Below are 20146 nucleotides of genomic sequence, written 5' to 3'. Positions count from 1 at the left end.
GTGGGGGCGGGGGGCCTCGGTGGTCGCTGCCGTGGCTATGCGCGCAGGGCTTCGACAGCCCGCGCCAGGGCCTGCGGCACATCCGGTACGAGCGTGTGCGCCCCGTCGCGTACGACGTGCCGGCCCGCGACGACCGTGTGCCGTACGTCCGCCGCGGTCGCCGCGAATACGGCGGTCTCGGCGCCGAGCCGGGGCAGCGGGCCCGCTGTCCTGACGGAGTCGAGGGCGATCGTCGTGAAGTCGGCGGGGGCGCCGGTCTCCAGGGTGCCCGCGTCGGGGCGGCCGAGGGCCGCGTGGCCGTCGGCGGAGGCCGCCCGCAGGAGCGCCGCCGCCGTCCAGTGACCGCGGGTGCGGGTGCGCAGGCGCTCGTCCAGCTCCATCGCGCGGGCCTCTTCGAGCAGGTCGATGACGGCGTGGCTGTCGGAGCCGAGGGACAGCGGGGAGCCCTCGTTCTGGAGGGCGACGGCCGGCCCGATGCCGTCCGCGAGGTCCCGCTCGGTCGTCGGGCACATACAGGTGCCCGTGCCGCTGCCGCCGATGAGGGAGACGTCCTCGGCGGTGAGGTGGGTGTTGTGGACGCCGGTGGTGCGCGGTCCGAGGACGCCGTGCAGGGCGAGGAGCTGCGTCGGGGTGCAGCCGTGGACCTCCAGGCACGCCTCGTTCTCGGCGGTCTGCTCGGACAGGTGCACGTGCAGGGGCGCCCGGCGGTCCTCGGCCCACCGCGCCACGGTCGCCAGCTGGTCGGCGGGCACCGCCCGTACGGAGTGGACGGCCGCCCCGATCCTCGCGTGATCCCGTTCCTTGAGAAGTGAACAGCGTTCGGCCCAGGCGTCCGCGCTGCCGTCGGAGAAGCGGAGCTGGTGGGCGTTGGGGGGCTGTCCGAAGCCGGAGGACAGGTAGGCGGTGTCGAGGAGGGTGATACGGATACCGGCTTCGGCGGCGGCCTCGATCAGGGCCTCCCCCATCGCGTTGGGGTCGGCGTACGGGGTGCCGCCGGGGGCGTGGTGCACGTAGTGGAACTCGCCGACGGCCGTGATGCCGGCGAGCGCCATCTCGGCGTACACCGCCCGCGCGAGGGCGTGGTAGGCGTCGGGGGTCAGCCGGTCCGCGACGGAGTACATGACCTCGCGCCAGGTCCAGAAGGTGCCGGAGCCGACCTGGACGGTGCCGCGCAGGGCGCGGTGGAAGGCGTGGGAGTGGGCGTTGGCGAGGCCGGGGAGGGTGAGGCCGCGCAGGATCTCGGCGCCCGCGGGCGGGGAGCCGGCGCCCGTCCGGACGGCGGTGATGCGGCCGTCCGCCACCTCGAGGGCGACGCCCGGCTCGACGTGGGTGCCGAGCCAGGCGTGTTCCAGCCAGTAGGTCCGGGTCCGCTGCGTGGAGGTCACCTGCAGGCCAGTCCTTCCAGTACGTCGGCGAGGGCGTGCACCCCGGCCACGCAGTCGTCCTCGGCGGCGAACTCGGCCGGGGAGTGCGAGACGCCCGTGGGGTTGCGCACGAACAGCATGGCGGTCGGGATGCGTCCGGAGAGGATCCCGGCGTCGTGTCCGGCGCCGGTGCCCAGGACGGGGACCTTGAGGTCGGTGTCCCGGCCGAGGATGCGGGCGAGTTCGTCGCGCAGGGCGTGGTCGAACTCGACGACCGGTGTGAAGGACTCCCGCACGACGTCGAGGTCGACGCCGTGCGCCTCGGCGTACGCGCGGGCCTCCTTCTCCACCCCGGCGACCACGGTGTCGAGGGTGGCCTGGTCGGCGGCGCGGGAGTCGAGCCAGCCGCGCACCAGGGAGGGGATGGCGTTGACGCCGTTCGGTTCGACGGAGATCTTGCCGAAGGTGGCGACGGCTCCGGCGAGTTCGGCCTCGCGGCGGGCGGCGATGACCGTCTCGGCGTACGACAGCATGGGATCGCGGCGGTCGGCGAGACGGGTGGTGCCGGCGTGGTTGGCCTCGCCGCGGAAGTCGAACCGCCAGCGGCCGTGCGGCCAGATGGCGCTGGCGATGCCGACCCGGTCGCCGGAGAGGTCCAGGGCGCGGCCCTGCTCCACGTGGAGTTCGACGAAGGCGCCGATGCGGGCGAGCCGCTCCGGGTCGGGGCCGAGGGCGTCGGGGTCGTGGCCGGCGGCCTCCATGGCCTGCGGGAGGGTGATCCCGTCGCCGTCGGTGAGCCGGTGCGCCTGCTCGACGGTGAGCTGTCCGGCGGTGAGCCGGGAGCCGACGCAGGCGAGGCCGAAGCGGGCGCCTTCCTCGTCACCGAAGTTGACGATGGCGAGCGGCTTGTCGAACTGTGCGTTCCTGGCGCGCAGTTCGTCGAGCGCGGCGAAGGCGGACACCACCCCGAGGGGCCCGTCGAAGGCGCCGCCGTCCGGCACGGAGTCCAGGTGCGAGCCGGTGACGACGGCGTCCCCGGCGGCCGGGTCCCCGAGCCAGGCCCACTGGTTCCCGTTGCGGTCCACCTCGTGGGCCAGCCCCCGCGCCGCGGCCTGCGCCTCGAACCAGGCCCGGCACTCGGCGTCGGCGGGCGTCCAGGCGAACCGGCGGTAGCCGCGGGAGACGGAGTCGCGGCCGACGGGCAGCAACTCCGTCCACATGCTGTGGAACGTCACGCGTCGTCACCCTCACGCATCGGCACCCGCACGCCCCGCTCCTCGGCGACCGACTCCGCGATGTCGTATCCGGCGTCCACGTGCCGGATGACGCCCATGCCGGGGTCGTTGGTCAGGACGCGGCGGATCTTCTCGCCGCCGAGCTTGGTGCCGTCGGCGACCGTGACCTGGCCGGCGTGGATGGAGCGCCCCATGCCGACGCCGCCGCCGTGGTGGAGGGAGACCCAGGAGGCACCGGAGGCCACGTTCACCATGGCGTTGAGCAGCGGCCAGTCCGCGATCGCGTCGGAGCCGTCGAGCATGGCCTCGGTCTCGCGGTAGGGGGAGGCGACGGAGCCGCAGTCGAGGTGGTCGCGGCCGATGGCCAGCGGGGCGGCCAGTTCGCCGCTCGCCACCATGTCGTTGAAGCGCTCGCCGGCCTTGTCGCGTTCGCCGTAGCCGAGCCAGCAGATGCGGGCGGGCAGGCCCTGGAAGTGGACGCGCTCGCCGGCCATCTTGATCCAGCGGGCCAGGGACTCGTTCTCGGGGAAGAGGTCGAGGATCGCCTTGTCGGTCTTGGCGATGTCGGTGGGGTCGCCGGACAGGGCCGCCCAGCGGAAGGGGCCCTTGCCCTCGCAGAACAGCGGGCGGATGTAGGCGGGCACGAAGCCCGGGAAGGCGAACGCGCGCTCGTACCCGGCGAGTCGGGCCTCGCCCCGGATGGAGTTGCCGTAGTCGAAGACCTCGGCGCCGGCGTCCAGGAATCCGACCATCGCCTCGACGTGCCGGGCCATGGACTCGCGGGCGCGGGTGGTGAAGCCGGCCGGGTCCTTGGCCGCGTAGGAGGCCATGTCCTCGAAGGCGACGCCCGTCGGCAGATAGGCGAGCGGGTCGTGGGCGGAGGTCTGGTCGGTGACGATGTCGACGGGGGCGCCCATGGCCAGCAGCTGCGGCACGAGCTCCGCCGCGTTGCCGAGGACGCCGACGGAGAGCGGGCGGCGGGCGTCGCGGGCCTCGACCGCCAGCTGGAGGGCGTGGTCCAGGCTGTCGGCCTTCACGTCCAGGTACCGGTGCTCGATACGGCGCTCGATTGCTCGCGGGTCGCAGTCGATGCAGATCGCCACGCCGTCGTTCATCGTCACGGCGAGCGGCTGGGCGCCGCCCATGCCGCCGAGTCCGGCGGTCAGGGTGATGGTGCCGGCGAGGGTGCCGCCGAACTTCTTCGCGGCGACGGCGGCGAAGGTCTCGTAGGTGCCCTGGAGGATGCCCTGGGTGCCGATGTAGATCCATGAGCCGGCCGTCATCTGGCCGTACATGGTCAGACCGAGGGCCTCCAGGCGGCGGAACTCCTCCCAGGTGGCCCAGTCACCGACGAGGTTGGAGTTGGCGATGAGGACGCGCGGGGCCCACTCGTGGGTCTGCATGACGCCCACGGGGCGGCCGGACTGGACGAGCATCGTCTCGTCCTGCTTGAGGGTCCGCAGCGTGCGGACCATGGCGTCGAAGGAGCGCCAGTCGCGGGCCGCCTTGCCGGTGCCGCCGTAGACGACGAGCTTGTCGGGGTGTTCGGCGACCTCGGGGTCGAGGTTGTTCTGCAGCATCCGCAGGGCGGCCTCCTGCTGCCATCCCAGGGCGCTCAGTTCCGTACCGCGCGGCGCTCGTACGGGGCGGGGTCCTGACATGGTCTGCCTCCTTGCGGATGGTTCATCCCGGCGGATTGTTGCTCTCGCTATTCACATCCTGACTCGATGAATAGAGCTAGTCAATACGTCACGGCGACGCCCTGCCGGGAGGGAGGCCGGGGCGTGCGAAGCGAAGGAGGGGCGCACGACGCCGCGTTCACCACCCCGGACGGACGCGCGCGCCGTTGACGTATGCGGTGGTCACGGTGTTGATGGGACGCATGGGGCGTCGCGCCCCGAAACGGGGCCAGCCGACCGACCCTAGTCGCTCGGCCGCATGTTCCGCTGGAAAATGCCAGATCCCTCACCCCTCGCGCATACGTTGCGTAGCGTCGTCATCACTCAGCCGAACCGCAGGCGGGAGGGGAGCCGAACGGTGCCCGGAATCGACGAGTGCCTACTGGAGGCCATGCGGCTGCCCGGGGCCCGGGGAGCAGCACTGGTCGACTGGACCAGCGGGCTGGCGCTGGGCGCCGTCGGGGAGTTCCCGGGCGGCGACCACGAGGCGGCTGCGGCCGAGGCCGCGGAGGTCGCGCGGCTCACGGCCGAGCAGCGGGCGTTCACGCCCGTCGGCTCCGACGGCCTCGGCGACGACGGGGCGGGGGCGGATCCCCCGGTGGAGGACCTGATCATCAGCAACCGGGACAGCTACCACCTGCTGCGGTTCGTGCCGACCTCCTTCGACAGCAGTGTCTTCCTGCACGTGTGGCTGAACCGGTCGGACGGCAATCTCGCGCTGGCCCGGATCCGGCTGGGCGAGATGGCCGGACGGCTGGTGCTGGGATGAGGCTCGTGGGGACGACACCGCAGGGGACGACCCCGCCGCCCCGGCTGCCGGTACGGGAGCGATCGACGGCCCGGGAGCGGGCGGGCAGCGGGCTGTCGCCGATGCTGACCCGGCTCGCGGCCGAGCGGGCCACCGGTGTCCTGGAGCGCGAGCGCGGCTCGCTCTACCTCGCCGAGGGCCGTGTGGTGCACGCCGAGAGTCCGCTCGCGCCGGGCCTCGACGTGCTCCTCCTGACCCACGGCACGCTCGACGGAGGCACCTGGCAGGAGGCGCTGGACCGGGCCGACGAGCAGCACGGCGCGCTGCGGCTGCTGCTCGACGCCGACCGGATCCCGCGCGGCGCGCTGGAACTGTGCCATCTGGGCGCGCTGTACGACGCGGCGTACTTCGCGCTCACCCCCAGCAGCACTCCGGGCCGCTTCCGCTACGGCGCCGGGCACCCGCTCGGCGGGCTGCGGCCGGTCCCGGTGGGCGCGCTGGAGCGCGAGACGCTGCGCCGCCGCGAGCTGCTGGACCGGCTCTGGCCGGACCCGCTGACGGACGGGGCGCCGCTGCTGCGCGCCGAGGCGGTCGCCGCGCCGGCGCCGACCGCGCGCCAGAGTGCCGTGCTGGCGCTGGTGAACGGGGTGCGCACGGCCTCGGACATCGCCCGGGAGCTGGGCCGGCAGGCGTTCCACACCCTGGTGGACGTCCGCCGGCTGGCCGCCGCGGGAGTGCTGACCGCCCTGTTCCCGCCGCCCCCGCCGCACCTCCCGCAGGGGGCACCGGACACCCCGGGCGCACCGCACCCCGGAGGAGCGCCGGCCGGGCCCGCGGGCCCGGCGGGTGCCCCGGGCGGCGCACCGGGCACGCCCCCCGCCGCCAACCCCCCGCGGGGCATCTCCCTGCCCCGTGTCAACGACCCCGACATCACCTTGCTGAAGAGGCTCAGAGATGCGCTGGAGGCCCTTTGAGCGGCAGCGATCACGCGACGGGAGGAGCGAGCTGATGGCCGCCGGCCCCGAGATCCTCGACGAGCTCCGCCGGCTGCGGGCCCGGGTGCCCCAGCTGACCGGCGCGCTCGCGGCCGGCGTGGACGGGCTCGTCCTCGCTCACGACACGCCCGGCGTGGAGCCGGAGGGGGTGGCCGCGCTCACCGCAGCCGCCCTCGGCGTCGCCGTACGGCTGGCGGACACCACCGGCCAGGGCGACTTCCGCGAACTGCTCGTGCGCGGGGTCTACGGCTATGTCGCCACCTACGCGGCGGGCGGCAGCGCCGTGCTGACGGTGCTGGCGCAGGACCGCGTCAACGTCGGCCGGCTGCACCTGGAGAGCCGCCGGGCCGGTGCCCGCATCGGGGAGCTCGTCGACGCCTACGAGGCGAGGGAGCGGGAGGTCCGGGCGCGCGAGCCGAAGGCCGTGCCCGCCAAGCCTCCGGCCCAGCCGCCCGTGCGCACACCCGCGAGACCCACCGCCGCACCCCTATGGACCAGATCGGCGCGCGACACATCCACTCCCGCGCGCACCACCACGGAAAGTCGAGAGGAACCGAGGAACACGTCATGGCCAACACCGAAACCGCACTGAAAGAGGCGCTCGCCTCCATCGAGGGCGCGACGGCCGCCGCGCTCGTCGACTACACCAGCGGCATGGCGCTGGGCACGCTCGGCGGCAGCAAGGGCTTCGACCTGAACGTCGCCGCCGCCGGCAACACGGACGTGGTGCGCGCCAAGATGCGCACCATGGAGCACCTCGGGCTCAAGGCGCAGATCGAGGACATCCTCATCACGCTGTCCGACCAGTACCACCTGATCCGTCTGATCAGCGGGCGCGGCGGCAACGGGCTCTTCCTGTACCTCGTCCTGGACGCCAAGCGGGCGAACCTCGCGATGGCCCGCCACCAGCTGAGGAGGATCGAGGAGGACCTGGAGGTCTGACTACGCGTACATCTCGGTACGGCGGCGGGCCCCTCCCGGGGCCGCGTCGCCCGCCGCGACGCCGGTGCTCCGGTACGCCTTGACGGCCTTGCCGGCCGGGCGGCCGCCGTACCGGCCCAGCCAGTCGACGCGCACCCACAGCAACGCGTTCGCGGCCCGCTCGCGCCGGCCGAGCCAGGCGGCCTTCAGCCGCAGGCCGGTCCCGCAGCCGGCGAGCAGCATGCCGGCGGTGGCGGGCACCGCGAAGGAGCTGCCCAGCGCGGCCACGAAGGCGAGCAGCAGCCACCAGCGGTGGCCGCGCCGCCAGATACGGACGGTGACCGCCCGGTCCTGGAGCACATCGTGCTTGCCGGCCCGGGCGGCGCCGCCGGCGAGCGCGGTGTAGCGCCGCCGGCCGTACAGCGCCACCACGGCGGCGGCGACGAGGAACAGGGCGGCCCCGGCCAGGACCCCGATCCGGCGGCCGGTGAGTCCGGCCGGCAGCACACCGACCCCCGCCGCGAACACCCCGCACCACCACAGCGGCGCGGCCCCGGCCCGTACGACGACGGCCACCCGAGCCAGCCCCTGACCTCCGCGTGCCACGTCCGCCTCCTCGTCACTCCGGCACTGTTCTGATGACGGTTCAGACTAGTGAGCGAACGTGAGACGAATCTGAAAAAACGGCCCTACTCGACGAACAGCCCCCGTGCCGCCGCCCGCGCGTCGAACTCCTCCAGCCGGGCCTGCGCCTCGGGCAGGTCGTCGCACATCGCCTCCAGCAGGACCCGGCCCAGCAGCATCGGCGCGCAGGCCGTGTCGAATGCGAGCCCGGTGCCGACGGCGGCCGGCAGCAGCAGGTCGGAGACCTTGGCGACCGGCGCGAACGCGGAGTCGGCGACCGTGACGACGGTCAGCCCGGCCTCCTTGGCGTAGGCCAGCGTGTCCAGGACCTCGCGCGGATGCCGGGGCAGGGCGAAGCACAGCAGCGCGGTGGCGCCCGCGCGCACGGCGGCGTCGATCCGGTCCTGGATCATGGTGCCGCCCTCGTCGAGCAGCCGTACGTCCGGGTGGACCTTGGCGGCGAAGTACGAGAAGCCGTACGCCTGGGAGGCGGCGGCGCGCAGTCCGAGCACCGGCAACGGGCGGGAGGCGGCCAGCAGACGGCCGGCCCTGCGCACCGGGCGCGGGTCGGCGAGCAGCTCGGCGAGGTGCCTCAGGTTCTCGATCTCGGCCTCGACGGCCTGCTGGTAGGCGTTGTACGACGCCGCGCCGGCCGGCTGTTCGGCGGGCGCGACCTCGCGCAGGTGCCTGCGCAGGGCGGGGTAGCCGTCGAAGCCGAGCGCGACGGCGAACCGGGTCACGGAGGGCTGGCTGACCCCGGCCAGCTCGGCCAGCTCCACGCTGGACAGGAACGGCACGTCGGCGGCGCGACGCACCATGCTGTGGGCGATGCGCCGCTGGGTCGGCGTCAGCCGGTGCCCCTCGAAGAGCGCCTGCAGCCGTCCGGCGGGAGTGTCCGCCACACCCGTGTCGCCCATGTCGGTCTCCGCGCTCATGCCGCGCTCCCCCTCCAGATGTCCGTGAACCGTTCCGGCGGCCCGGGCCGCCGTGCGGCGGCGACGCGTGCGCAGCCGATCACGAGACGGTACGCGCCGCCCGCGTGCGGTGGCCCACTCCAGCGGAGTATTCAGTCTCCAAGAACTCTGCATGACCCTATGCAGGCAGGCAAGCCCCGAGGGCACGGCACGGCCCCGCGCCGCTCGGGTCCCTCGCGGCGAACCCGACCCCGAAGAGGGGGGATATCCCCAGTGCGAGGGGTCCGCCCGCTCCTTACCGTTGAGGTCCTGACGGGACGGGAGACCACCATGGACGCGCGCGACATCGACCTGAAGAAGGAACTCGACGCCACCCTGCAGACCCGCAGGGAGCTGGGCGAGGAGTACGAGTCCGCGCTGGTGGACTCCTTCCTGGAGAAGGTCGACCAGCGCATCGACGCGGCGGTCGAGCGCCGGGTGCGCCGGGGGTTCGCGGAGGCGCAGACGGCGACCGCCCGCGACGCCCGCTCGCCGAGGGCCACGGACTCCTGGGGCGAGCGCTTCGGCTTCGGCATCGTCTCGCTGGTGCTGGCGGTCCCGCTGTCCGCGATCGGCGCGGGCACCGCGCATCTGCCCGGCCTGATCGTCTCCTGGGTGGGCATCGTCGGCGTCAACGCCGTCCAGGCCGCCCGCAGCCACCCCGGCCTCTTCGGCGGCCGCCGCCGCTCCCCGAAGGACGGCGACTGGAAGGACTGACGGGCACCGGCTGACTCCCGGGGGCCTTCGCCGTCTCAGCCGCGGAACGTGCCGGTCTCGTCGGCGAAGTCCGCGAAGTCCAGGTTGGCGATGGAGAGGTTCGCGGACACCTCGGGGAACCAGGCGGGCACCGGGGACTGGCATCGGGGCCGGGGAAGTCCGGCCGGGGAGCTCAGGCCGGGGAAGTCCGGGCCGGGGAGGCCCGCCCGGGGAGTCGGGCCGGAAGGAACCTATGCGCGGGGACCGCCGCACCCCCGTTGCCGGGGGGCGGGACGACGGCGGTCCCCGCGAGGGACGCGGGCCGGGTCAGGCCGGGCTTGCGCGTCCGTGGCGCCTGTGGAGGTCCGGGAGCCGCTCCGGAGGTCCGTGACGCCGTTTCGGTTGCCGGCCGGGGCGGGGAGCCGCTCCCGCCCTGCCGACACCCACTAATGTGCCGGACGCGTGTTAAGCGAGTGCTGCGCGGACGTGACACGCTCGTACCACTTCCGCGAAGTCCACCACTTCGGTAGGCAAGCGGAAGTTCGGCGGCCGGACGGGCGGTTCACGGGAAGTTTCCCGGGGGTTTCGGCCCCGGACGCCGGCAGGTCACACCCACGCTCCGGGCCCCGGACCGCGTCCCCCGCCGCGCGCCCGCGCGCCGTCGAGGTGCCGGCTACTTGCCGCCCTTGGCCAGGAAGGCCAGCAGGTCCTGGCGGCTGACGACCCCGGTCGGCTTGCCCTCGACGAGCACGATCGCCGCGTCCGCGCTGCCGAGCACCGACATCAGGTCGCCGACCGGCTCACCGGAGCCGACCTGCGGCAGCGGGGCGGACATGTGCTTCTCCAGCGGGTCGGAGAGGGAGGCCCGCTGGGTGAACAGCGCGTCCAGCAGCTCCCGTTCGACGACCGAGCCCACGACCTCCGCCGCCATGACGTCCGGGTGACCGGCGCCCGGCTTCACGATCGGCATCTGCGAGACGCCGTACTCGCGCAGCACCTCGATGGCCTGCCCGACCGTTTCGTCCGGGTGCATGTGGACGAGGGACGGCATGGCGCCGTGCTCCTTGTCGTTGAGGACGTCGGCGACGCGGGCGCTGGGGCCCTCGTCCTCCAGGAAGCCGTAGTCGGCCATCCACTCGTCGTTGAAGATCTTGGAGAGGTAGCCGCGGCCGCTGTCGGGGAGCAGGACCACCACGACGTCGTCGGGGCCGAGCCGCTCGGCGACCCGCAGGGCGGCCACGACGGCCATGCCGCAGGAGCCGCCCACCAGCAGGCCCTCCTCCTTCGCGAGCCGGCGGGTCATCTGGAAGGAGTCCTTGTCGGACACCGCGACGATCTCGTCGGCGACGGTCCGGTCGTAGGCGGTCGGCCAGAAGTCCTCACCGACGCCCTCGACCAGGTACGGCCGCCCGGAACCGCCGGAGTAGACGGAGCCCTCGGGGTCGGCACCGATCACCTGCACCCTGCCGTCGCTGACGTCCTTCAGATAGCGCCCGGTGCCGGAGATCGTGCCGCCGGTGCCCACGCCCGCCACGAAGTGGGTGATCCGCCCCTCCGTCTGCTCCCACAGCTCGGGGCCCGTGGAGTGGTAGTGGGAGAGGGGGTTGTTGGGGTTGGAGTACTGGTCGGGCTTCCACGCGCCCGGCGTCTCGCGCACCAGCCGGTCGGAGACGTTGTAGTAGGAGTCCGGGTGCTCCGGGTCCACGGCGGTGGGGCAGACGACGACCTCCGCGCCGTACGCCCGCAGGACGTTGATCTTGTCCGTCGACACCTTGTCGGGGCACACGAAGATGCACTTGTACCCCTTCTGCTGCGCCACGATGGCCAGCCCTACGCCGGTGTTCCCGCTGGTCGGCTCGACGATCGTGCCGCCCGGCCTGAGCTCCCCGCTCTTCTCGGCGGCCTCGATCATGCGCAGGGCGATGCGGTCCTTCACGGAACCACCCGGGTTGAAGTACTCCACCTTGGCCAGGACGGTCGCCCGGATGCCCTTGGTCACGCTGTTGAGCTTCACCAGCGGGGTGTTGCCGACGAGGCTGATCATCGAGTCGTGGAATCGCACCGTTGTCTCCGGTTGCTTGCAAAAACAGTGGTCGTAGTGGTGACGCCAGCCTACGGCCCGGCCGCGAGGTTCACTCCCCGTCGAGATTGGGCGACGGTCCGTACGGGGCAAGGAGTGGGTGTACGGACACGAGGAGGTGGCGTCGAGGCATGACGAGCATGTCGAGGGCGAGAGTGGCCCGGCGCATCGCGGCCGGCGCGGCCTACGGCGGCGGCGGTATCGGCCTGGCCGGGGCGGCGGCGGTGGGGCTGCTGCTGGCGGAGGCGCACATGGCCCGGCGTCACGTGAACGGCATCGGCGAGCATCCCCGGGTCCCGCACGCGGACGGCCGCTACGGACGCGCCTACGACGCTCCCGGCACCCCGGCCGCGGAGCCCCTGCGCCTGGTGCTGCTGGGCGACTCCACGGCGGCGGGCCAGGGGGTCCACCGCTCCGGCCAGACGCCGGGCGCGCTGCTGGCGTCCGGGCTCGCGGCGGTGGCGGAACGCCCGGTCGATCTCCGCAACGTGGCGCTTCCCGGCGCCCAGTCCGACGATCTCGACCGTCAGGTGGCGCTGGTGCTGGGCACCTTCGACCAGGTGCCCGACGTCTGCGTGATCATGATCGGGGCGAACGACGTCACGCACCGCATGCCGCCGACGCGCTCGGTGCGCCATCTGTCCGCGGCGGTACGACGGCTGCGGACGGCCGGCACGGAGGTGGTGGTCGGCACCTGCCCCGACCTCGGCACGATCGAGCCGGTCCCGCAGCCCCTGCGCTGGCTGGCCCGCAGAGCCTCCCGCCAGCTGGCGGCCGCCCAGACGATCGGCGTGATCGAACAGGGCGGCCGCACCGTGTCGCTGGGCGATCTCCTCGGCCCCGAGTTCGAGGCGAACCCCCGCGAGCTGTTCGGGCCCGACCACTACCACCCCTCGGCGGAGGGGTACGCGACGGCGGCCATGGCGGTGCTCCCGACCGTGTGCGCCGCGCTGGGACTGTGGCCCGCGGAGGAGGAGCGCCCGGACGTCTCCCGCCGCGAGGGCTTCCTGCCGGTGGCACAGGCGGCTGCGGAGGCGGCCTCGGAGGCCGGTACGGAGGTCACGGCGGCCATGCCGACGGGCCCGCGCGGCCCCTGGGCCCTCCTCAAGCGCCGACGCCGCCGCAGGGTCCCCGAGCCGGAGCCGGCCTCGGTCCCGCAGTCACCGTGAGGGGCGCGCCCGGGCGGCCTGGAGGGCGCCGTCCGGGGATCGCGGGCAGGATGGAGAAGTGCCCGGCAACGGCCGCGGCGCGGCAAGAGGTGCGCGAGGGGCGAGGTGCGTGATGGGCGAGGTACGGGTCTCACCGCCGGTCTCCGAGGTCCACGTGTCGCTCGGCGACGAGATCGTGGTGCAGCTGCCGGAGAACGCCACCACCGGCTATCTCTGGTCGGTCCAGCGGGTCGACGGCGCCCTGCAGGTGACCGGGGACGCGTACGAGGCGCCGGGACAGCCGTTGCCCGGGGCCGGCGGGAAGCGGCTCGTGCGCATCCGGCCGACCGCGGTCGGCGAGGCGTCGGTGGGGCTGGTGCTGAAGCGGCCCTGGGAGGATCACGTCGAGGACCGGGTCAGTGTCCGGGTCTCCGTGGGCGGCTGAGGCACCGCGGGTTCGGGCATGCGGAGCCGCGGGCACGGAAAGGCCCTGCGGCGGAGGGGAACACGGGCAGGGCCGCCCCGTCGGGGTCGGCCCTGCCGAATGCGCGGCGGATTCACCACAGGTAGATCTCGTGGACCGTCCCGTCCGCCTCCTCGCGGAAGCTGATCGGCCGTCCCGTCTCACGGGCCTGGGACGCCAGCGTGGTCAGCGCCGTGAACGCGGCGTCCGAGCCGTTGTAGATCTTCTTCCACACACCGCCCTTGACGTGCAGGTGCGCGTTGCGGGGCTGGTCCATGCACCACATGCCGTCGACCATGACGTTCTGGGTCCACACGCCGGTGACGGACCCGCCCGCCTGCATGGCCTGGATGGCCTGGATGGCCTGTTCGGTCGCCCTGGCGTCGGGGTGGACCAGGGGCCGGGCCTCACCGACGGCCGTCTCCTCGAAGCGGACCGCCATGGCGTCGGCCTTCGGCTTGCCGAACTCGGTGACCGGGATCGCCGAGAGGCCGACCTCCACGCCCGGAGGCGGCATGACCGGCTTGCCGACACCGCCGCCGTCCATGGGGGCGGTCCTCGCGCCGTAACCCGTGCGTGCCCTGGTGGTGGAGGGCGCTTCCAGCGTGCTCGTCTGCTGTGGACTCATCGTGTACCACTCCTGCTGTCGCGTACGGTCTCGTTGCTCGTCGGGGGGTGTCACCAGGCGTAGACCTGGCGGACGCTGCCGCTGTCCTCGAACAGGCCCACCTTGGTTCCGGCGGACTTGGAGGCGGCGAGTTCGGCGAGCATCGCCGAGTCGGTCGCGGCCACGTTGCCGCCGAGGCTCAGCCAGCCGCGGAGCTCTCCGTAGGCCCACACGTTGGCGTCCGCCTCGTTGCTCCACAGGCCGAGGATGCGCTGGTCGGCGAGCCAGGCACGGAGGCTGACGCCCTGGACGCCGCAGGTGTGCCAGCTCTCGATGCCGCACTCCCCGTAGCCGATCCGGAAGAAGCCCTGCTCACCCCAGTCGAGGCCCCAGCTGTTCTTGGCGATCCAGCAGGACTGGGCGTCGTCGTAGCCGACCAGGCAGACGCAGTGACCACCGGCGAGCTCGCCGCTCTGATGCCGGTAGACACCGCCCCCGTAGCTGAAGAAGTCCTGGTAGACCTCGAAGCAGGCGACGACGGAGCCGTAGGTGGCGATGTTGCGCTTGATCGCCACGGGGTCGTTGGTGTCGTTCGTCCAGTTCACGACGTTGGCGCGGCGGTTGGGCCAGTCCGGGTTGAGCTTGCTCCCGTCCTGGTTCTGCGGCGTGTAGGGGAAGTAGTCGTCGAAGGTGATCCCCGCGTCGCGGGCCTTCTCCAGCAGCGGTTCCGGGAGCCAGCCGGTCTCGCACGTCCTCCCCTCCGCGCGGCCGTGCACGAAGAACGCGTGCGCCTCGGAGAAGTCGGCCGGCAGGTAGGGCGCGCGGTCGATGTAGCGGACCACGTGCTCCATGGTCGCCACCGTGCCGAACGCCACACAGGAACCGCAGGTCCCCTGGTCCTTCACGGGCGTCGTGTAGTCCAGGCCTCCGATGTTGCGGAGGTCGAACGCCGCGGGCAGGTCCGCCGCCTGGGACGCGGCTGCCTGCGCGGCCTCTATGTGCTGGTCCCGGGCCGCCATGAGCTCGGTGTGCTCGGCCTCGTCGATCGGCACACCGAGCCGCTTGACGCGCTGCTCCTCGGTCAGCCGGGTGATGGAGTTGCTGGTCGACCGCCAGGGGTTGCCGGCGTTCTCCAGGGTCGCTCGGAGTTCTGCGAGGTCGATGGGTTCGTTCACAGGCATGCGAACGCCTCTCGTGCGTCGGGGAAGATGGGGCGAAGCGGGCCCGAGAAGTGGGGCGGGCCGGGGCCGTCCCGCAGGGCGGCTCGGCGGCTTCGCCAACGGGCACCAGTGGACACTCCGGCGTGGGGGTTCGCCACTCGGGGCGACGGCGCGGACGCGTTCCGACACGCGTCCGGCGTGCGGCCCGCCCGTTCACACGGGCGCACACCACGCGCCGGGCACGTGGTGTGCGCTGTTACGCCGTCGGGACGATGGCGACTCGCTCAGCTCCGTCCCGTGAGCCCCGCCGGGCCGGCGCCGGACAGCTCGAGCTGACCGGCGACGGCGGCCGGGAGCGCGGTGACAGCTCTGGTGGGCGGGTTGAGGTTGACGGTTCCGGAACGGACCTTGACCGTGCTGACCACCCGGCTCTCGGTGTTGCCGATCAGCAGGCAGGAGTCGAACGCCTCCGCGGTGACGTAGATCCGGGGGCCGTTCTCGTCGGTCCACAGGGTGCCGTCGGCGGCTTCCCCGTAGATGTACGACCAGGTGTTGTTGGTGTCGAGGACGTACGCCTCGCCGCCGGGCGGGATGTTCCACCAGCCGCGCGTCCCCCAGCTCCCGTACTCGGCACAGGTGTCGGGGCTGTAGAAGAGGATGCAGGTGGAGACGGTCAGGTGGTACCGGTTGCGGATGCGGAGTTCCATGGTCAGCGCCTTCCTTCCTGGAACCGGACGCGGAGCGGCCTGTGGTCGAAGGGCTCGCCGTCGGACGGGAGTTGATGGTTCGTCACCCCGTCGGCGGCGGTCCCCCGGGACGCCGACGGGGTGACGCCGAAGGCGGACGTGGGGTCCGTCGGCCGTGGCTCACCGGCTCCCTGCTGCCCCTGGAACCGCCGGCGCAGCGGTGTGAGGTCGAGGGGCTCGTCGTCCGGCGGAAGCTGTTCGTCCGTCGGTACGGCGGAACCCTTGGCGGCCCCTGGGGAGGGGCCGGCGTCCTGCGGGGACTCGCCGCCCTGGGCCGCGTGGAACGCCGCCCACAGGTCGGTGTCGGTCCGCTGGGAGGCGGCTTCGAGATCGAAGTCGCCGGTGGGGTCGGGCTGCTTTCGCAGCGCGGAGTCGCTCATTTTTCCTCCCTGTGTCCGACGGGGGCGTCGCACGCCGCCGAGGGCGGTACGGGAAAGGAGAGGAGAGGAATCGCTGACGGACAGACGAACGCCGTCAGGCGGAGACGGGGCGCGTCAGCACCACGGGTGGAAACACGCGCCACATGGGAATCAAACGCACCACTCATCATGATAAGCCGGTCATCTCCACCCGGCACCAGCGGGAGAAGGGCCAAGCAAGCGCTTAGAAAGTGCGGCCAGGGTCACATGGCAACCATCGTGACCGCGGCCATACGGCCGGGTAACTTCCCAAGCAGTCCTGCCCGTAGAGCCCCCAAGAACCCGGGACTCACCCGTACGCCAATGGAGCCGTGATGCCCGAAGCCGTCATCGTCTCGACCGCCCGCTCCCCGATCGGCCGTGCCGTCAAGGGCTCACTGAAGGACCTGCGCCCGGACGACCTCACCGCCACGATCATCCAGGCCGCCCTGGCGAAGGTCCCCGAACTGGACCCGAGGGACATCGACGACCTGATGCTGGGCTGCGGCCTCCCGGGCGGCGAGCAGGGCTACAACCTCGGCCGGATCGTCGCGGTGCAGATGGGCATGGACCACCTGCCCGGCTGCACGATCACCCGCTACTGTTCCTCGTCCCTCCAGACCAGCCGCATGGCGCTGCACGCCATCAAGGCCGGTGAGGGCGACGTCTTCATCTCGGCCGGTGTCGAGACGGTCTCCCGGTACGCCAAGGGCAGCTCCGACGGCCTCCCGGACACGACGAACCCGCTGTTCGCCGAGGCACAGGCCCGCACCGCCGCCACGGCCGCGTCGGAGGGGTCCACCTGGCACGACCCGCGCGAGGACGGCCTGCTCCCCGACCCCTACATCGCGATGGGGCAGACCGCGGAGAACCTGGCCCGGTCCAAGGGCATCACCCGCCAGGACATGGACGAGTTCGGCGTCCGCTCGCAGAACCTCGCCGAGGAAGCCATCAAGAACGGCTTCTGGGAGCGCGAGATCACCCCGGTGACCCTTCCCGACGGCACGGTCGTCAGCAAGGACGACGGGCCGCGCGCCGGCGTCACCCTGGACGCCGTCCAGGGCCTGAAGCCGGTCTTCCGCCCGGACGGACTCGTCACCGCCGGCAACTGCTGCCCGCTCAACGACGGCGCCGCCGCGGTCGTCATCATGTCCGACACCAAGGCCCGCGAGCTGGGCCTGACCCCGCTCGCCCGCATCGTGTCCACCGGTGTTTCCGGCCTCTCCCCCGAGATCATGGGCCTCGGCCCGGTCGAGGCGAGCAAGCAGGCCCTCCAGCGCGCCGGTCTCACCATCGACGACATCGACCTGGTCGAGATCAACGAGGCCTTCGCCGCGCAGGTGATCCCCTCCTACCGCGAGCTCGGCATCGACCTCGACAAGCTGAACGTCAACGGCGGCGCCATCGCCATCGGCCACCCCTTCGGCATGACGGGCGCCCGCATCACCGGCACGCTGATCAACTCCCTCCAGTTCCACGACAAGCAGTTCGGCCTGGAGACGATGTGCGTCGGCGGCGGCCAGGGCATGGCGATGGTCATCGAGCGGCTGAGCTGACCGCCCGCCGAACGCTCGCCGAGCGCCCCTGCGTAACCGTTTCGGCACCTGCCGTCACGTCATGGCCCGGAGTCCGGGAAACACCTGGACTCCGGGCCGTTTTGTGATCCAATCTCCCCCAGGATGTGACCTATCTCCCTTGCTCGGGGATTTACGCAGCTCAGCGCCTTTCAGCACCAAACCCCAGGCTCCATATCCTGTCCGTTTCGTGATGTTACGCACTGACAGCTGGATAGTCCGCCCTTCAAGCTGATGTAGGAAGTCGGGGGTCGACTTTGAACCGGGAGTACGTCAGTGAGCGCCATGCCGATCGCCTTGCTGGTCACCACGGCCGCCACGGGCGCCGTGGGCGTCGCCGTCCTGCGCACCCTCATGCAGCTGCGCCGGCAGGTCGCCGCCCTGCACACCCAGCTCGCCGAGAACCACGCGACTGAGACACGGGGCTTCGTGCCGGCCGCCCGCACCGCGGCCGACACCGCCGAGATACGCGCCGCCGTCGCCGAGGCGCTCGCGGAGGAGCGGGAGCGGGAACTGGCCGAGGCGCGCGCCTTCTGGGCCGCCCAGGAGGCCCGTGACGCCTCCGACGCCCCCTCCCTGCTGGGTCTGCCGGACAGCGAGCTGTTCCTGCCGCGCCAGGCCGACTTCGCGGGCCTGGAGCCGCTCGAGCCGGTGGCCGAACCGACCTCGGACGCCGACGAGTTCGCCGGGGAGTCGCCCGAACTGGCCGCGGCCCGCCGCCGCCACCCGTCCCACCCGGACTTCGTACCGGTCCAGTCACCGGTCGTGAACGACCACGAGCGCACGGTCGCCGCGCTCGAGGAGCTGGCCGCGTCCCGGGTCGAGCTGACCGACGTGCGCCCCGGCCCGCTCGGCACCCTCGACGTGTACGTCTTCGCCGACGGCACCACCTTGTGCATGACGCCCGGCCACCGGGAGACCGCGGACCGCCTCAGCGCCGCCCTGACGGCCGGCGAGACCCCGTTCCTGCTGGGCGGCTCGGGCATCTCGGGCGCCTACACGCTGACGTTCGCGTGCGGCGAGGAGAACGTCTACATCCTGGCGGACCGGGTCATAGCCTCCCTCTGAGCCGGCTCCGCACCGGCCTCAGACCCCCGCCCGCTTCTGCGCCTCCTCCACCAACCGCACGGCCTCACCGACCTCGGCCTCACTGGTCAGCACCACGGCCAGATCATGCACGGCCACGGTGATCTGATCAGCGGCGGCGAACATCCCGGCGTCGGGCATCTCGCGCGGCTCCACCCCGGGTTCCTCGACGCGCTGCGCCCATCGGGCCAGCTCACGGGCCAGGCCCAGCGCCTCGGCGGCTGCTCCCCGCTGCAGCCGGCTCTGCGGGGCGGCACGCAGACGATCGGCGAAGTGATCCACCGCACGGGTCAGGGACGTCGTATCAACCACGCCGTGAGCGTACGCGTCGCACCGGGACTGTTGCCAACGGGCGAACGCTCAGGCACCGTGACCTGAAGGACCGGCTTACATCCCCTTTGCAACCGGAGGCGCCGATGTCCCATGTCCTCTCCGAGGAGACCCACCGCAACATGCTCGCCCGCATCCCGCACTGCACCGGTCGTGAAGTCTCCGACTGGCTGCGTACCGTCGACGAAGGCCCCGCTCTCCGCTTCGAGGAGAAGGTCAGCTGGCTGCGCCATGAGTACGACCTCGCGTACGGCCACGCCAAGGCGATCATCCACGAGTACGAACTGAGGAGGGCAGCGCGCAAATTCCTGTAGGGCGCGCGGACGACGAAGGGCCCCGGCCGAGGCCGGGGCCCTTCCGTGCTCGCGTCGCGCGCTAGTCGTTGCTGTTCAGGATCGCCAGGAGCCGCAGGAACTCCATGTAGATCCACACCAGCGTCAGCGTGAGGCCGAAGGCGGCGAGCCAGGCCTCCTCGCGCGGGGCGCCGTAGGTGATGCCGTCCTCGACCTGCTTGAAGTCCAGGGCGAGGAAGCAGGCACCGAGGATGATGCCGATGACGCCGAAGACGATGCCGAGGGCGCCGCTGCGGAAGCCGAGGCCGTCACCGCCGCCGAAGACGGTGAACAGCAGGTTCACGGCCATCAGCAGGACGAAGCCGAGCGCGGCGGCCATGACGAAGCCGTAGAAGCGGCGGTTGACGCGGATCCAGCCCGCCTTGTACGCCACGAGCACACCGGCGAAGACCGCCATCGTGCCCATGACCGCCTGGGCGACCACGCCGTCCGCGATGTACGTGGACACCGCCGACGAGATCACGCCGAGGAAGACGCCCTCGAGGGCGGCGTACGACAGGATCAGCGCGGGGGACGGGCGGCGCTTGAAGGACTGCACCAGGGCCAGCACCATCGCGACCAGACCGGCGCCGACGGCGATGCCGTAGGACTTGCCGAGGTTGGCCTCGTCGACGGGCAGCAGCAGCCAGGACAGGACCGCCGTGAGGACCACGGTGCCGAGCGTGGTCGCGGTGCGCGCGACGACGTCGTCCATGGTCATGGCGCCGGGGGTGACCGGGGCCTGGGGCGGCGCGCCCTGCTGGAGGCCCTGCTGGGCGTAGGGGTTCTGCGCGTAGGGGTTGCCCGCCTGCTGAGCGTAGGGGTTGCCCTGCGCGTACGGGTTGGCCTGCGTGCCGACAGCGGGTCCCCCGGCCTGCGGCGCCGCGTTGAAGCCCGCGTAGCCGTTGTCGCGGCTGAACCCCCGTCGCGAGAAGACCGGGTTTCTGCTCCTCATTTCACTCCTCCATGGCCACACAGCGCGGCCTTGGCGTCAAGAGTAATAGGTA

At 72.4% G+C, this 20146-nt stretch carries 23 protein-coding genes; 10 read left to right on the top strand and 13 right to left on the bottom strand.

Features of this window, described 5'->3' with window-relative positions; genetic code table 11:
* Nucleotides 1–35: 35 nt before the first annotated feature.
* The 3 genes from ACFY30_RS10100 to hutU are packed head-to-tail and all read right to left on the bottom strand — an operon-like array spanning nucleotide 36 to nucleotide 4260.
* Nucleotides 36–1391, bottom strand: a complete 1356-nt coding sequence (locus ACFY30_RS10100; protein WP_390844740.1) for a formimidoylglutamate deiminase — start codon at nucleotides 1389–1391, stop codon at nucleotides 36–38.
* Complete coding sequence (locus ACFY30_RS10095; RefSeq protein WP_390844666.1) at nucleotides 1382–2599, bottom strand: allantoate amidohydrolase; 1218 nt, start codon at nucleotides 2597–2599, stop codon at nucleotides 1382–1384. Before ACFY30_RS10095 ends, ACFY30_RS10100 begins: the two co-directional genes overlap by 10 nt.
* Nucleotides 2596–4260, bottom strand: coding sequence for a urocanate hydratase (gene hutU / locus ACFY30_RS10090; RefSeq protein WP_390844665.1), 1665 nt, complete (start codon nucleotides 4258–4260; stop codon nucleotides 2596–2598). Before hutU ends, ACFY30_RS10095 begins: the two co-directional genes overlap by 4 nt.
* Nucleotides 4261–4636: 376 nt before the next feature.
* Between hutU and ACFY30_RS10085 the strand changes: the two genes are divergently transcribed.
* From ACFY30_RS10085 to ACFY30_RS10070, 4 genes are read left to right on the top strand one after another with little or no spacing between them, the layout of a single operon-like run.
* On the top strand, nucleotides 4637–5047 hold the full coding sequence (locus ACFY30_RS10085) for a hypothetical protein (protein WP_390844664.1): 411 nt from the start codon (nucleotides 4637–4639) through the stop codon (nucleotides 5045–5047).
* Nucleotides 5044–6000 carry a transcriptional regulator gene (locus ACFY30_RS10080; protein WP_390844663.1) on the top strand — a complete coding sequence of 319 codons (957 nt, stop codon included), beginning with the start codon at nucleotides 5044–5046 and terminating at the stop codon, nucleotides 5998–6000. The genes ACFY30_RS10085 and ACFY30_RS10080 overlap by 4 nt, the downstream gene beginning before the upstream one ends.
* 34 nt (nucleotides 6001–6034) lie before the next feature.
* A complete protein-coding gene (locus tag ACFY30_RS10075) occupies nucleotides 6035–6613 on the top strand; it encodes a roadblock/LC7 domain-containing protein (protein ID WP_390844662.1) in 579 nt (192 codons plus the stop codon).
* The gene (locus ACFY30_RS10070; RefSeq protein WP_390659046.1) at nucleotides 6589–6963 is read left to right on the top strand and encodes a hypothetical protein; all 375 of its coding nucleotides are present in this window, start codon (nucleotides 6589–6591) and stop codon (nucleotides 6961–6963) included. The genes ACFY30_RS10075 and ACFY30_RS10070 overlap by 25 nt, the downstream gene beginning before the upstream one ends.
* On the opposite strand, the gene ACFY30_RS10065 is transcribed toward ACFY30_RS10070, so the two are convergent.
* Both ACFY30_RS10065 and ACFY30_RS10060 read right to left on the bottom strand, forming a co-directional pair.
* A complete protein-coding gene (locus ACFY30_RS10065) occupies nucleotides 6964–7548 on the bottom strand; it encodes a hypothetical protein (RefSeq protein WP_390844661.1) in 585 nt (194 codons plus the stop codon). It lies immediately after the preceding gene.
* Between the two features lie 83 nt (nucleotides 7549–7631).
* Nucleotides 7632–8501: a MurR/RpiR family transcriptional regulator gene (locus ACFY30_RS10060; protein ID WP_390844660.1), complete on the bottom strand. Its 870-nt coding sequence runs from the start codon at nucleotides 8499–8501 to the stop codon at nucleotides 7632–7634.
* Nucleotides 8502–8810: 309 nt separating this feature from the next.
* Here ACFY30_RS10060 and ACFY30_RS10055 point away from each other — a divergent pair, with 309 nt between their 5' ends.
* On the top strand, nucleotides 8811–9236 hold the full coding sequence (locus ACFY30_RS10055) for a hypothetical protein (protein ID WP_390844659.1): 426 nt from the start codon (nucleotides 8811–8813) through the stop codon (nucleotides 9234–9236).
* Nucleotides 9237–9271: 35 nt separating this feature from the next.
* Here ACFY30_RS10055 and ACFY30_RS10050 read toward each other — a convergent pair whose 3' ends face one another.
* Together ACFY30_RS10050 and ACFY30_RS10045 are read right to left on the bottom strand one after the other, a co-directional pair.
* Complete coding sequence (locus ACFY30_RS10050; RefSeq protein WP_390844658.1) at nucleotides 9272–9367, bottom strand: DUF6924 domain-containing protein; 96 nt, start codon at nucleotides 9365–9367, stop codon at nucleotides 9272–9274.
* A gap of 521 nt (nucleotides 9368–9888) precedes the next feature.
* Nucleotides 9889–11277 (bottom strand): cystathionine beta-synthase, encoded by a 1389-nt coding sequence (locus ACFY30_RS10045; protein ID WP_390844657.1) that lies wholly within the window; start codon nucleotides 11275–11277, stop codon nucleotides 9889–9891.
* 149 nt (nucleotides 11278–11426) lie between these two features.
* On the opposite strand from ACFY30_RS10045, the gene ACFY30_RS10040 reads away from it, so the two are divergent.
* Together ACFY30_RS10040 and ACFY30_RS10035 are read left to right on the top strand one after the other, a co-directional pair.
* The gene (locus ACFY30_RS10040; protein ID WP_390844656.1) at nucleotides 11427–12464 is read left to right on the top strand and encodes an SGNH/GDSL hydrolase family protein; all 1038 of its coding nucleotides are present in this window, start codon (nucleotides 11427–11429) and stop codon (nucleotides 12462–12464) included.
* Between the two features lie 112 nt (nucleotides 12465–12576).
* Nucleotides 12577–12888 (top strand): protease inhibitor I42 family protein, encoded by a 312-nt coding sequence (locus tag ACFY30_RS10035; RefSeq protein ID WP_390844655.1) that lies wholly within the window; start codon nucleotides 12577–12579, stop codon nucleotides 12886–12888.
* Between the two features lie 112 nt (nucleotides 12889–13000).
* On the opposite strand, the gene ACFY30_RS10030 is transcribed toward ACFY30_RS10035, so the two are convergent.
* The 4 genes from ACFY30_RS10030 to ACFY30_RS10015 all read right to left on the bottom strand — a co-directional run bounded on the left by ACFY30_RS10030 (nucleotide 13001) and on the right by ACFY30_RS10015 (nucleotide 15799).
* Complete coding sequence (locus tag ACFY30_RS10030) at nucleotides 13001–13534, bottom strand: hypothetical protein (protein WP_390844654.1); 534 nt, start codon at nucleotides 13532–13534, stop codon at nucleotides 13001–13003.
* Between the two features lie 50 nt (nucleotides 13535–13584).
* On the bottom strand, nucleotides 13585–14694 hold the full coding sequence (locus ACFY30_RS10025) for a C1 family peptidase (RefSeq protein WP_390844653.1): 1110 nt from the start codon (nucleotides 14692–14694) through the stop codon (nucleotides 13585–13587).
* 263 nt (nucleotides 14695–14957) lie between these two features.
* Entirely contained in the window at nucleotides 14958–15380 is a 423-nt protein-coding gene (locus ACFY30_RS10020; RefSeq protein ID WP_390844652.1) for a hypothetical protein, read from the bottom strand.
* 2 nt (nucleotides 15381–15382) lie between these two features.
* Nucleotides 15383–15799, bottom strand: a complete 417-nt coding sequence (locus ACFY30_RS10015; protein ID WP_390844651.1) for a hypothetical protein — start codon at nucleotides 15797–15799, stop codon at nucleotides 15383–15385.
* A gap of 353 nt (nucleotides 15800–16152) precedes the next feature.
* Between ACFY30_RS10015 and ACFY30_RS10010 the strand changes: the two genes are divergently transcribed.
* Both ACFY30_RS10010 and ACFY30_RS10005 read left to right on the top strand, forming a co-directional pair.
* Nucleotides 16153–17373, top strand: a complete 1221-nt coding sequence (locus ACFY30_RS10010) for an acetyl-CoA C-acetyltransferase (protein ID WP_390844650.1) — start codon at nucleotides 16153–16155, stop codon at nucleotides 17371–17373.
* Nucleotides 17374–17676: 303 nt separating this feature from the next.
* Complete coding sequence (locus tag ACFY30_RS10005; RefSeq protein WP_390844739.1) at nucleotides 17677–18459, top strand: hypothetical protein; 783 nt, start codon at nucleotides 17677–17679, stop codon at nucleotides 18457–18459.
* Between the two features lie 18 nt (nucleotides 18460–18477).
* Here the strand turns inward: ACFY30_RS10005 and ACFY30_RS10000 are convergent, their stop codons facing one another.
* Nucleotides 18478–18789 carry a hypothetical protein gene (locus tag ACFY30_RS10000; protein ID WP_390824434.1) on the bottom strand — a complete coding sequence of 104 codons (312 nt, stop codon included), beginning with the start codon at nucleotides 18787–18789 and terminating at the stop codon, nucleotides 18478–18480.
* A 104-nt stretch (nucleotides 18790–18893) separates the two neighbouring features.
* Here ACFY30_RS10000 and ACFY30_RS09995 point away from each other — a divergent pair, with 104 nt between their 5' ends.
* The gene (locus ACFY30_RS09995) at nucleotides 18894–19121 is read left to right on the top strand and encodes a DUF4287 domain-containing protein (protein WP_390659054.1); all 228 of its coding nucleotides are present in this window, start codon (nucleotides 18894–18896) and stop codon (nucleotides 19119–19121) included.
* A 61-nt stretch (nucleotides 19122–19182) separates the two neighbouring features.
* Here the strand turns inward: ACFY30_RS09995 and ACFY30_RS09990 are convergent, their stop codons facing one another.
* Nucleotides 19183–20094 carry a Bax inhibitor-1/YccA family protein gene (locus ACFY30_RS09990; RefSeq protein ID WP_390844649.1) on the bottom strand — a complete coding sequence of 304 codons (912 nt, stop codon included), beginning with the start codon at nucleotides 20092–20094 and terminating at the stop codon, nucleotides 19183–19185.
* Nucleotides 20095–20146 lie beyond the last annotated feature (52 nt).

The sequence above is a fragment of the Streptomyces sp. NPDC000345 genome (genome assembly GCF_042898825.1).
Classification (GTDB): domain Bacteria; phylum Actinomycetota; class Actinomycetes; order Streptomycetales; family Streptomycetaceae; genus Streptomyces.
Note: the sequence above shows the minus strand (reverse complement) of the source record. Positions and strands in the feature narration are given on the sequence as shown.